Raw genomic sequence first — 10,633 nt, 5'->3', positions numbered from 1 at the left:
CCTCACGGGGGTCTTGCCTATCCATTCCCCGCGGGCTCCGCACGGGGGTGTGGGCGGGCGGGGGTGTGGGGGGTGCGGCGCGCGCGCACCGGCCCGCGGGGGGGCCGCCCCCCCGCCCCCGCCCCCCCGACGCCGTGCCCGCGATCAGTGAACGGGCCCCAGCACGCGGACCAGGTTCTTCTCGGTGTCGTTGCCCAGCTTCTCCAGCGCGAGCTTCGCGACCGGCGCCCCGAACCGCGCGAGCCCGTTGAACTCGACGTGGGCGCGGTAGGCGATCCGGGCAGTGCCGGGCGCGTCGCCAGCGGAGATCGAGATGTCGTCGGTGGAGGTGGCGGTGTCGTTGCGCCCCACGAACTGCAGGCCGTGCGCGTCGTCCCTGGTCAGCTCGTAGACGAGCTCGGTCTTGCGGCCGAGGAACTGCGACACGTTGCGCCAGCGCGAACCGACCTCGACCGGGCCGTCGTCCAGGCGCGTGCAGGACACGGTGCCCGGATCCCACTGCTCGGCGCGGGAGAAGTCGCGCAGGTACTCGACGACGCCCTCGGGCGTGGACGCGACGGTGAAGGTGCGTTCGACGTCCACACCGGACACGTGCGGGGAGTTGAACGCCTGCGGCGCGAGGCGGAGCCGGTACTGGTCGATGAGCGCCGCCTGGCTCACGGCGCGGGACTCCAGCCGCTCCAGCCGCGTCTCGTCGAAGCTCCCCAGCTGCCGCAGCGTCCGCCACAGCGAGGTCTTGCCCTCGATGCCGACGCGCAGGGTCTCCAGTTCGAGGACGTCGCTCAGCGGCGAACGGCCGAGCACCCTCCCGTTGAACTTGAGCCTGCCCGCCTTCTCGGTCAGCCAGCCGAGCGCCTCCTTGTGCGGACGCGACTCGACGCCGGTCTCGCGCATGAGGTCGAGCAGTTCCTTGCGGTCGGCCTCGATGTCATCCGCGAGAACCCGCAGCTCGGGGTGGGTGCGGCCGATGCGGCGGGCGAGCTCGGTGCCCGCCATCGCCCCGGCCAGGTGGTCGTTGAGGTAGATGCCCAGCAGCTCGATGTTCACGTCCGACGGTTACCCGTGGCCAAACCTAGGGACCGGCCGGGCCCAGCTGGTAGCCCTGGTTCCACAGGGTCTTGATGACCAGGCCGAGCGGGGAGATCCGCCGCCGCAACCGCATGATGTGCAGGTGCAGGGCGTTGCTGGTGTCGCCGTCCTTGGTGGGCAGGCAGAGCAGCAGGTCCTCCCGCGTGGTCAACGACCGGAAGCGGCGCAGGAGCTCGCCGACCAGCGCCCGTTCCGTCGGAGAGAGAACGACGGACCGCGTGCGGAACCGCAGGATGCCGGACATGTCCAGCTCCGGCACGGCGTAGCGGGCCGCGCGGGCTCTGAGCATGGCGATGCGCACGGCCAGGTCCTGATGCGGCACCGGCGCGCGGACCCAGTCCTCCCGCATGTCCGTGAGCACGGGCGCGGGGACGTTCTTCTCCAGCACGAGCAGGCACAACGTCCCACTGCGCTGGCACGCCTCCCGTGCCGCCGCGTCCACCGGCCAGCGCACGACCTCGACGGGCAGTTGGTTCACCAGGTTCGACATACGTCCACTTCCGCTTGTCCACCACGGAGAGCACCGAACCAGCCTTCGGCTTCTCGTGGACGCTAGCGGCGGCCGCTATTTCCGCTCTATCGCCCGCACCGGTTCCAGGATGATCGGCTGCGCGCGGCGGCCGGTGACCAGGTTCCACCCCCATTGGGTGAGCACCGCGATCCGGTTGCGGAAGCCCACCAGGAACGCGATGTGCACGACCGCCCACGCCGCCTTGCCGATCAGGCCCTTCAGCCGCAGCCTCTTGATGTCCGCGACGGCGTCACCAGGCGAGATGGTGGCCATCGTGCCGAGATCGAGGTACCGGAACGGCTTGGCCCTGCGTCCGTTCAGGCGTGCCTTGATCACGCGCGCGACGTGGTGGCCCTCCTGGAGCGCGGGCTCCGCGATGCCCGGCAGGTCGTTGAGGTTCACCATGTCACCGATGGCGAAGACGTCGTCGGTGACCGAGCAGTCCACGGGATTCACGACGATGCGGCCCTTGCGGTCCGTCTCGGCGTTCGTCGCCTCGGCGAGCTTGCGCGCCAGCGGGGAGGCCTGCACGCCCGCCGCCCAGATGATCGTCCGCGCCTCGACCCGGTCGCCGTCCTTGGTGGTGAGGCCGGCGGCGTCGATCGACTCGACCATGGCGCTCGTCATCACCGTGACGCCGAGCGATTCCAGTTTCACCCGCGTGTGTTCGCGCAGTGCGGCCGAGAACGGCGGCAGCACGTGCGGCGCGGCGTCGACCAGCGTGATCCGGACGTCACGCGGATCGATCTCGCGGAACTGCCCCTTCAACGCCCGGCGCGCCAGGTCGGCGATCTGCCCGGCCAGCTCGACCCCGGTCGGTCCCGCCCCCACCACGGCGAACGACAGCCACTGCTTCGGATCGCCTGCCGCCACCGCCGTCTCGAACGCCCTGAGCAGCCTCGACCGCAGGGCGACGGCCTGTTCGAGGGTCTTCATCGGCGGCGCGGACCCGGCCCACTCGTCGTGACCGAAGTAGCTGTCGCGCGAGCCGGCCGCCACGACCAGGGTGTCGTACTCGACCTGACGCGACCTCCCGTCCGTCAGGTCGACGTGCACGCGCTTGGCGGCCGTGTCGAACCCGGTCACCTCGCCCAGCAGGACGTGCGCGTTGCGTTGCCGACGCAGGATCGCCCGGAACGCCGGCGCGATGTCGCCCGCGGGCAGCAGAGCCGTCGCCACCTGGTAGAGCAACGGCTGGAACAGGTGGTGGTTCGTGCGGTCGATCAGCGTGACCTCGGCGTCCGCGCGATTGAGCCCGCGCACGACGCCCAGGCCGCCGAACCCACCTCCGACGACGACTACCCGGTGTTTGCCCATGTAGATCGCATACCCGCTGAAGGCCGCGGGTATCCGCCGCCATGACCACCACCGCTGACCAGTCGCTCTGGCTCGCCGCGCTCCCGGCGACGGCACGTGCCCCGCTGACCGGCTCGCACTCGTTCGACGTGGCGGTGGTCGGCGGCGGCATCACCGGCCTCACCACCGCGTTGCTGCTCAAGCGACGCGGCCTGCGCGTCGTCGTGCTGGAGGCCGGCCGGGTCGCGTCGGGCGCGTCCGGCAACAACACCGCCAAGGTCACCGCGCTGCAGTCCACCGTGTACTCGCGGATCCGGAGCAGGCACGGCCTGGCCGCCGCCACCGACTACGCCACGGCGTCCCTGGCTGCCGTGGCCCGGGTCGCCGAACTGGCCACCGGCATTTCCTGCGACCTGCGCCGCGCACCGGCCGTCACGTACGCCTACACCGAGTCCGAGGTGCGCGACGTCGACCACGAGCTCATCACCGCTCGCCAGGTCGGGCTCCCGGTCAAGGCGATCGGCGACGTCGACCTGCCGTTCGAGGTGCACGCGGCCGTTCGGCTCGACGACCAGATCGCGCTGCACCCGGTGAAGTACCTGCGAGGTCTGGCCGACGCGATCGACGGCGACGGCAGCCTGGTGTGCGAACACAGCCGCGTGCTCGACGTGAGCGGGCACCGAGTGTCCACCGCGGACGGTCGCGTCACCGCCGAGAAGATCGTGATCGCCACGCACTACCCGGCGCTGGACCGGGGCCTGTACTTCCCCCGCCTGGAACTCACCCGCGCCTACTGCGTCGCGGCCCGCGTCAGCACACCGCCGCAAGCACTCGCCATCAGCACCGGCAGCCCCTCGTGGTCCATCTCGGCGCACGAGGACAAGCTGATCCTCGCCGGCCAGAGCCACCCGACCGGCAAACCCGTCGTGGAACCGTTCCGCCGCCTGGAGGACTTCGCCAGGAAGCACTGGCAGGTCGAGGAGATCACCCACCGCTGGTCGGCGCAGGACCCCACGTCCTACGACCACCTGCCGATGATCGGGAGCTACACGCCGGGCAACACCACGCTGTTCACCGCCACCGGTTACATGAAGTGGGGCCTGACCAGCGGCACGTTCGCCGCGGCACTGCTCGCGGACCTGGTCACGGGCAAGCCGAACGAGCTGGCCGAGCGGTTCAGCCCGCACCGGGTGTCGCTGAGGTCGTTGCCCACGCTGATGAGGAAGAACGCCGAGGTCGCGCTGGAGATGGTCGGCGACCGCGTGCTGCCCGCCGACGCCTCCTCCAGCGACGACCTGCCGCCTGGCCAGGCCCACGTCGTCCGCGACGGCCTGGGCAAGACGGGCGTCTACCGCGACGACGACGGTGAGCTGCACGCGGTGTCGATGCGCTGCACGCACCTCGGCTGCCTGGTGCGGTTCAACGCCGCCGAGCGCAGCTGGGACTGCCCGTGCCACGGCTCGCGGTTCGGCGTCGACGGCGAGGTGCTGGAGGGGCCGGCGACCCGGCCCCTCCCCCGCAAGGAACCGCGTTAGCTCTTGGCGACCAGCGTGAGCACGTCGTACTTCGCGACCGACTCGCCCTTCTGGTTCGCGACGTCCGCGTCCCAGCGGACCTCGCCGTACTCCTGGTCCTCGCGCGGCGTGATCTGCTTGACCGTGAGCGTCACCGTCAGCTGGTCGCCGGGGAACGTCGGCGTGACGAACCTCAGGTTCTCCAGCCCGTAGTTGGCCAGCACCGGTCCGGGCTCCGGCGAGACGAAGAGCCCCGCCGCGAACGACACCACGAGGTAGCCGTGCGCGACCCGGCCGCCGAAGAACGGGTTCGCCGCGGCGGCTTCCTCGTCCATGTGCGCGTAGAACGTGTCGCCGGTGAACTCCGCGAAGTGCTCGATGTCCTCCAGCGTCACCTCACGCGGCCCGGCCACGACCGTGTCGCCCAGACGCAGTTCGGCGAGCGTCTTGCGGAACGGGTGCACGGCGTCCTCGCGACGAGGTGCGCCCGTCACCCAGCGGTTCGTGATGGCGCTCAACGCGCGCGGGCTGCCCTGCACGGCCGTGCGCTGCATGTGGTGCAGCACGCCGCGCATGCCGCCCATCTCCTCACCACCACCGGCCCGGCCAGGTCCGCCGTGCACCAGCATCGGCAGCGGCGAACCGTGCCCGGTCGACTCGCCGGCGTCCTCGCGGTCCAGCACCAGCAACCGGCCGTGCCACGGCGCCACGCCGATGACCACGTCGCGCACGAAGTCCGTGTCGGCGGAGACGATCGAGCCCACCAGCGAACCGGCACCACGCGCCGCCAGCGTCACGGCGTCGTCCAGGGACGAGTACGGCATCAGCGTCGACACCGGCCCGAACGCCTCGACCTCGTGCGGCTGCACGGCGTCGGCGGCGGCGCGCAGCAGCATCGGCGACATGAACGCGCCGCGCTCGGCGTCAGCGTCCACAAGAGACAGAGCGCCGTCGCCGTAGACGACAGAAGCGTTCTCCCGCAACGCCTTCAGCGACCGCAGCACCTCCTCGCGCTGCTCCAGCCCGGCCAGCGCGCCCATCTTCACCGACTTGTCGGCGGGGTTGCCGATCACGACCTCGGCCAGCTTCGCGGCCACCGCCTCACCGACCTCGTCGATCAGCGACGCCGGCACCAGCGCGCGCCGGATCGCCGTGCACTTCTGCCCGGCCTTGGTCGTCATCTCGGCCACCAGCTGACCGACGAACAGGTCGAACTCGGGCGTGCCCGCCACGGCGTCCGGCCCGAGGATCGAGCAGTTGAGCGAGTCGGCCTCGGCGTTGAACCGCACCGACGACCGGATCACGGCCTGGTGCGTGCGCAGGTGCTGGGCCGTGGACGCGGAGCCGGTGAACCCGACCAGGTCCTGCTCGGTCAGGTGGTCCAGCAGGTCGCCCGCCGAACCGCAGACCAGCTGCAGCGAGCCCTCGGGCAGCAGCCCGGAGGCGAGCATCAGCTCGACCATCTTCTCGGTCACGTACGCCGTCTGGGACGCGGGCTTGATCAGCGACGGCACGCCGGCGATGAACGCGGGCGCGAACTTCTCGAGCGGCCCCCACATGGGGAAGTTGAAGGCGTTGATCTGCACCGCGACACCGTGCAGCGGAGTGCAGATGTGCTGGCCGACGAACGTGCCGCCCCGCCCGAGCGGTTCGACGGGCCCGTCGACGTAGACCTTGTCGTTCGGCAGCTCGCGCTTGGCCTTGGACGCGTACCCGAGCAGCACGCCGAAACCGCCGTCGATGTCGATCCACGAGTCGGACTTCGTCGCCCCGGACCGCGCGGACAGCGCGTACAGCTCGGCCTTGTGCTCCTTCAGGTACAGCCCGAGCGCCTTCAGCAGCTGCGCGCGCTGGTGGAAGGTGAGCTCGCGCAACGCGGGCCCGCCGACCTCGCGCCCGTACCGCAGCGCCGCCCCCATGTCGACGCCCGCCGACGAGATCCGTGCGATCTCCTCGCCCGTCACGGCGTCGTGCAACGGCGCGCCCTCCACCGAAGGCGTGTGCCACCCACCCGACACATAGCTGCGCAGCAAGCTCATCGAGCCAACCCTTCTCGCTGGGCGCTGGATCTTCAGCGACCCGACCACCAGGCAACGTATCAGGGGTGGCGGAGGGTGGCGCAGCGCTCGGCGGACGGGGTTCAGCGCGTTCCGAAGTCTTGCGTCCAGTAGTGGCCGTACGTGGTGTTCTGCCGGTACTGGTGGCCGACACCGATGTCGCGCAGGGCGCAGTTCAGGATGTTGGCGCGGTGCCCGGAGCTGTTCATCCACCCTCGCACGACGTCGGCGGCGGTGCCGTACCCGGCTGCGACGTTCTCGGCGGCCCTGGTCCACCGGGTGTAGCCCGCCCGTTCGATCCGGACGACCACGGTGCTGCCGTCCGAGCCCGTGTGGCCCATGAAGTTCTTCGCGGCCATGTCGGCCGAGTGACGCTGTGCGGCGGTGCTCAGCGCGGCGTTCTGCTTCAGGGCCGGGCAGCCGGCCTTGGCGCGTTCGGCGTTCGTGAGGGCGATGACGTCCTCCTGCACGGTGGCCGCCGCGGCCTGGGGCGTGAGGGTGGCGGCCACTGCCAGGGTCGCGGCGGCGAGCAGGGAGGCGCGCGGCGCGATCATCAGACGATCTCCCACGTCACGTTGATGATGCCGACCGCGGTGTCGGCCAGGCCGGCGAAGGCGGGCTGGCTGAGGTCGATCTTGGTGCTCGCGCAGCTCGGGCACTTGTCCTTGATCGGCACCGTGATGGTCCTGCCGTTGTGCGTGACCCGGATCGACTTGCGGCACAACGGGTCGTTGTTCGGGTTGGGCGTCGTCCACAGCGCGGCGGGGGCCGCGACCAGCAGCTCGGTCGCCGCGTTGATCTTGGTGCCGCAGGCGCCGTAGCCGGCGTCGTTGTAGTAGCTGGCGGTACCGCTGACAGCCGAGGCGGTGCCGGTGAACACGAGCGACAGGACCGCGGCCGCGCCGAGCACCTTGACGGTGGACTTCATGGTTTTCCTTTCGCGGTGGGGACCGTTTCAGGCCACGGAGTGGAACGTGACCTTGAAGCCGCTGCAGTTCGCGCACTGGAACACGGTCTGGTTGCCGGGTTCGGTGTCCTGCCGGGACCAGGCGTAGGCCTTGGGGCAGCGGGATTTGATGGTGTTGCTGTAGTCGGTCGGCGCGTCGCGGTTGGGGTTGACGCAGTTGACGCGCTGACCATTGGCGCCGTACTTGACGTACGCGGGGTTGCAGCGGGGCAACAGGTTCTCGGTGCACCCGGCGGTGCTGCACGACGTGGACCCCGGCGGTACGACCGCGTTCACCGCGGCGATGGACACCGGCACGGAGAAGGCGTTGACGTAGCTGACGTTGTACCAGGGCGCGAGCGTGTCCCGGGAGTCGAAGTTGAACTCGGCGAGGCTGGCCGGCTGTTCCCCGGTGACGCAGCGGGCGGCCTGCACTCCGCAGTCTCCGACCGCGCAACGGAAGTTCGCGCCGGAGGTACCGGTGCACCCCTGCCGGGCGAAGAACGTGCCGCGCCAGTGGCCGGGTGCGGAGGTCTCGGGGATCGTGATGGTCGCGGACTGGCCGTTGGTCAGCGTCGGCAGGTTCGTCAGCGCCTGGGAACCGTCCGCGTTGACCGTGCTGCCGACCCAGATCGTCTGTCCGGTGTTGTTGACCAGGGTGACCGTGTGGTTGATCGCCGCGTTCGCGGTCGGCAGACCGGCGACGAGGAACGTGAGCGCGAACAGGGCCGCGAGCAATCGGGTGAGCATCTGCGGGCTCCCTCCGTCAGAGCTCCACGATCACCCGGAGGAGCCTGCGGGGGCATCACGGTCGGGCCGCAAGGTTTTCTGGTCGAGCCCGGCCCACCCGGTCACCCGCAACTCCCGCCGGCCCGACAGCCCGAGCTTGCGATAGACCCTGGTCAGGTGCAGTTCGACGGTTCGCGTCGCCATTGCGAGCCGGGCCGCGATCGCCCGGTTGGGCAAGCCCGCGCGCACGAACCGGGCGATCTCCGTCTCGACTGGCGTCAGCACCGGTTCGTCGACGCGCGCAGCGGCGGTCATGGCCTCTTCCGCCCGCCGCACGATGGCGGTGTCGCCGACGTCCAGGGCCGTGGCACGGGCTTGTGCGTAGATCTCGTGCGCCTGCGTGCCCTGTGCGGTGAGCCGGGCGCCGTAGTCGCAGAGCACTTCGGCGAGTTCCTTCCTGGCGTGTGCCAGTTCCAGCAGACGAATCGCCCGCTCGTAGGCCGCGAGGTCCTCGCCGCCGGGAGTACTGGCCGCGACCGCCGCCAGGCTCCAGCCGAGGGCTCTCGGCTCGCCCCACCGGACCGCGGCGGCGTGTTCCTCCGTCGCCAGGCGCAGGGCCTCATCGGTGTCACCGCACGCCAGCGCGGCACGGGAGGCCCAGGAGCGCCACGGCATGACGGCGGGGTTGAGGACACCGGCGTCGGTGAACTCCCGCCCGCAGGCGAGATGCCCCGCCAGGGCCTCCTGCGGACGGTCCGTCGCCATCGCCACCACCGCGCCGGCCGCGAGCAACAGCGCACGGTCGGGGTGGCACCTCGCGTCAAAGCCGTGGCCGAGCAGCACGGCCTCGGCGGCACGCGGCTCCCCTCTGGCGACGAGCAACTCCACCGACCAGAGCAGCACCACCGGGCGGATCTCGTCCTCGACTCCGTTGTCCCGCAACACGTCCAGCAGCGACGAGCACCGTGCGAGATCGCCGGTGCGGCGCGCCACGCCGGCTCGGGCGAGCACCATGTGCTCCGCCATCACCGGGTCGCCGGGACTCTCGTCGAGCAGGGCGAGGCTGTGCTCGTCGGCGGCCACGAGTTCGCCCGCGCAGACCAGCGTCCCCACCGCGCGCGACATGCACGGCGCGTGCTCCCGGCAGCCGGGCGTCGCCAACGCCCGTTCGGCCGCCTGGACGGCTTCGGTCCAGTTCTCCCCCGCCGCGAGCAGACGCGTCGAGACCGCCGCAGGGCACTCGGGGTCAGGAGAAGGCGCCCACCTCACGCCGTGGGGACCAACGCCCGGCGCAGACCCGGCCGCCCCGCCACCCCCATCTTGCGGTAGACGGCGGTGAGGTGGATCTCGACGGTGCGCACCGTCAGGTTCAGCTCGGCGGCTATCTCCCGGTTCGATCTGCCCGACCTGGCCATCAGGGCGATCCTGCGTTCCCGGCCGCTCAGGGCGGACTCGCCGTCGTTGCGCAACAGCCGCGACGCCAACGCGTCCGCCTCGCGAGTCCACTGTGGACAGGATGCTGCCTCCCGCAACCGCCGGGTGTGCTCGCGGGCCCGTTCGACCTCACCGCGCGCGAGCAGGAGCTGCACCAGGTCGTGACGCGCGCGCAGCGCCTCGCCCGCGGCCGGTTCCAGCCAGGTGAGCGCTTCCTCGAGCAGGACGTCGTCACCGCCGCGCGCCAGGGCGCAGGCGTGCAGGGCGAGTCCGATTCCCCTTGGCGCGCCCCATCTTCTGGCGGCGACCAGGTCCTTGTCCGCGCAGATCCGTGCGAGCACGAGGTCTCCGAGATCAGCGGCGGCCAGAGCGGCGGACGACCTCCAGGGCAGCACCGCCGGGTTGACGACACCCCACTCCGCGAGCCGTCGTCCGCAGTCGAGGAACTCGTCCAGCGCCAGGGCGCTCTGCCCCTGTGCCAGCAGGAGCCGGCCGCGGGCGAAGCACAGCTCGGCGCTGTCCGGGCCCTCGGTCTCCAGCACGGCGTGGGCCCGGTCGAACTCGCCGGTCTCCGTGAGCGCCAGGGCCAGCCAGGCGACCGCGACGCCCCGTGGCCGGACGCCGTCCAGCAGCCGCACCGCCGCGCGCGGATCGTCGCGCAGCAACATGATCCGTCCGCCGAGGAGTTCGTGGCCGGTGGCCGCGATCCAGTGCCGGTGCGCCAGGCCTACCTCTCCGGCGTGGAACAGGACCGTCACCGCCTGCCAGAACGTGCCCTCGTCCAGCGCCTCGCCCGCCGCCAGCACGCGCTGGGCGATGCCGGACGCCTCGGCACGGCCGGTGCCGCGATTGACCGCCTGCACCGCCCGGAACAGGGCCGGATCGAATCGCCCGCGCGTTTTCGGGAACCCCGGCAGGTAGGCGAGAGCGGCAGGCTCCAGCCCCGGAACCGCGTCGCGCACGAACTCGTCCGCCTCATTCCACCGCCCACTGCGCACCAATTCGAAACGGGTGCGGCAAACCTCCTCGAGCAAACCGTTGTTCGTCATCCGGCGAC

Annotated in this window: 10 protein-coding genes; 1 reads left to right on the top strand and 9 read right to left on the bottom strand. The window is 71.2% G+C overall.

Annotated features, from left to right (window positions below; translation table 11 throughout):
• Nucleotides 1-144: 144 nt before the first annotated feature.
• The 3 genes from ACIQF0_RS31135 to ACIQF0_RS31125 all read right to left on the bottom strand — a co-directional run bounded on the left by ACIQF0_RS31135 (nucleotide 145) and on the right by ACIQF0_RS31125 (nucleotide 2,917).
• A complete protein-coding gene (locus tag ACIQF0_RS31135) occupies nucleotides 145-1,047 on the bottom strand; it encodes an SRPBCC family protein (RefSeq protein ID WP_401035270.1) in 903 nt (300 codons plus the stop codon).
• A gap of 25 nt (nucleotides 1,048-1,072) precedes the next feature.
• A complete protein-coding gene (locus ACIQF0_RS31130; protein ID WP_093604052.1) occupies nucleotides 1,073-1,579 on the bottom strand; it encodes a helix-turn-helix domain-containing protein in 507 nt (168 codons plus the stop codon).
• Nucleotides 1,580-1,654: 75 nt separating this feature from the next.
• On the bottom strand, nucleotides 1,655-2,917 hold the full coding sequence (locus tag ACIQF0_RS31125; RefSeq protein WP_401035266.1) for an NAD(P)/FAD-dependent oxidoreductase: 1,263 nt from the start codon (nucleotides 2,915-2,917) through the stop codon (nucleotides 1,655-1,657).
• A 41-nt stretch (nucleotides 2,918-2,958) separates the two neighbouring features.
• Between ACIQF0_RS31125 and ACIQF0_RS31120 the strand changes: the two genes are divergently transcribed.
• Nucleotides 2,959-4,431: an FAD-dependent oxidoreductase gene (locus ACIQF0_RS31120; RefSeq protein WP_401035263.1), complete on the top strand. Its 1,473-nt coding sequence runs from the start codon at nucleotides 2,959-2,961 to the stop codon at nucleotides 4,429-4,431.
• Here ACIQF0_RS31120 and paaZ read toward each other — a convergent pair.
• The 6 genes from paaZ to ACIQF0_RS31090 form a co-directional block, all read right to left on the bottom strand.
• Complete coding sequence (gene paaZ / locus ACIQF0_RS31115; protein ID WP_401035260.1) at nucleotides 4,428-6,449, bottom strand: phenylacetic acid degradation bifunctional protein PaaZ; 2,022 nt, start codon at nucleotides 6,447-6,449, stop codon at nucleotides 4,428-4,430. The genes ACIQF0_RS31120 and paaZ overlap by 4 nt on opposite strands.
• A 101-nt stretch (nucleotides 6,450-6,550) precedes the next feature.
• Complete coding sequence (locus tag ACIQF0_RS31110) at nucleotides 6,551-7,036, bottom strand: CAP domain-containing protein (RefSeq protein ID WP_401035257.1); 486 nt, start codon at nucleotides 7,034-7,036, stop codon at nucleotides 6,551-6,553.
• Nucleotides 7,021-7,395, bottom strand: a complete 375-nt coding sequence (locus ACIQF0_RS31105) for a cysteine/serine endopeptidase inhibitor (protein WP_401035255.1) — start codon at nucleotides 7,393-7,395, stop codon at nucleotides 7,021-7,023. Before ACIQF0_RS31105 ends, ACIQF0_RS31110 begins: the two co-directional genes overlap by 16 nt.
• A gap of 27 nt (nucleotides 7,396-7,422) precedes the next feature.
• Nucleotides 7,423-8,163, bottom strand: coding sequence for a thaumatin family protein (locus ACIQF0_RS31100; RefSeq protein WP_401035252.1), 741 nt, complete (start codon nucleotides 8,161-8,163; stop codon nucleotides 7,423-7,425).
• Between the two features lie 30 nt (nucleotides 8,164-8,193).
• Complete coding sequence (locus tag ACIQF0_RS31095) at nucleotides 8,194-9,411, bottom strand: LuxR family transcriptional regulator (protein WP_401035250.1); 1,218 nt, start codon at nucleotides 9,409-9,411, stop codon at nucleotides 8,194-8,196.
• Complete coding sequence (locus tag ACIQF0_RS31090) at nucleotides 9,408-10,625, bottom strand: LuxR C-terminal-related transcriptional regulator (RefSeq protein ID WP_401035248.1); 1,218 nt, start codon at nucleotides 10,623-10,625, stop codon at nucleotides 9,408-9,410. The genes ACIQF0_RS31095 and ACIQF0_RS31090 overlap by 4 nt, the downstream gene beginning before the upstream one ends.
• Nucleotides 10,626-10,633: the final 8 nt, after the last annotated feature.

The sequence above is a fragment of the Lentzea sp. NPDC092896 genome, assembly GCF_044754905.1.
In the GTDB taxonomy this organism is placed as follows: domain Bacteria; phylum Actinomycetota; class Actinomycetes; order Mycobacteriales; family Pseudonocardiaceae; genus Lentzea.
This window is presented reverse-complemented; position numbering and strand designations above follow the sequence as displayed.

Excerpts from the sequence above, each read along its gene's own strand:
- ACIQF0_RS31130 (WP_093604052.1), bottom strand. The coding sequence starts at position 1,579 with ATGTCGAACCTGGTGAACCAACTGCCCGTCGAGGTCGTGCGCTGGCCG.
- ACIQF0_RS31125 (WP_401035266.1), bottom strand. The coding sequence starts at position 2,917 with ATGGGCAAACACCGGGTAGTCGTCGTCGGAGGTGGGTTCGGCGGCCTG.
- ACIQF0_RS31120 (WP_401035263.1), top strand. The coding sequence starts at position 2,959 with ATGACCACCACCGCTGACCAGTCGCTCTGGCTCGCCGCGCTCCCGGCG.
- paaZ (WP_401035260.1), bottom strand. The coding sequence starts at position 6,449 with ATGAGCTTGCTGCGCAGCTATGTGTCGGGTGGGTGGCACACGCCTTCG.
- ACIQF0_RS31105 (WP_401035255.1), bottom strand. The coding sequence starts at position 7,395 with ATGAAGTCCACCGTCAAGGTGCTCGGCGCGGCCGCGGTCCTGTCGCTC.
- ACIQF0_RS31100 (WP_401035252.1), bottom strand. The coding sequence starts at position 8,163 with ATGCTCACCCGATTGCTCGCGGCCCTGTTCGCGCTCACGTTCCTCGTC.
- ACIQF0_RS31090 (WP_401035248.1), bottom strand. The coding sequence starts at position 10,625 with ATGACGAACAACGGTTTGCTCGAGGAGGTTTGCCGCACCCGTTTCGAA.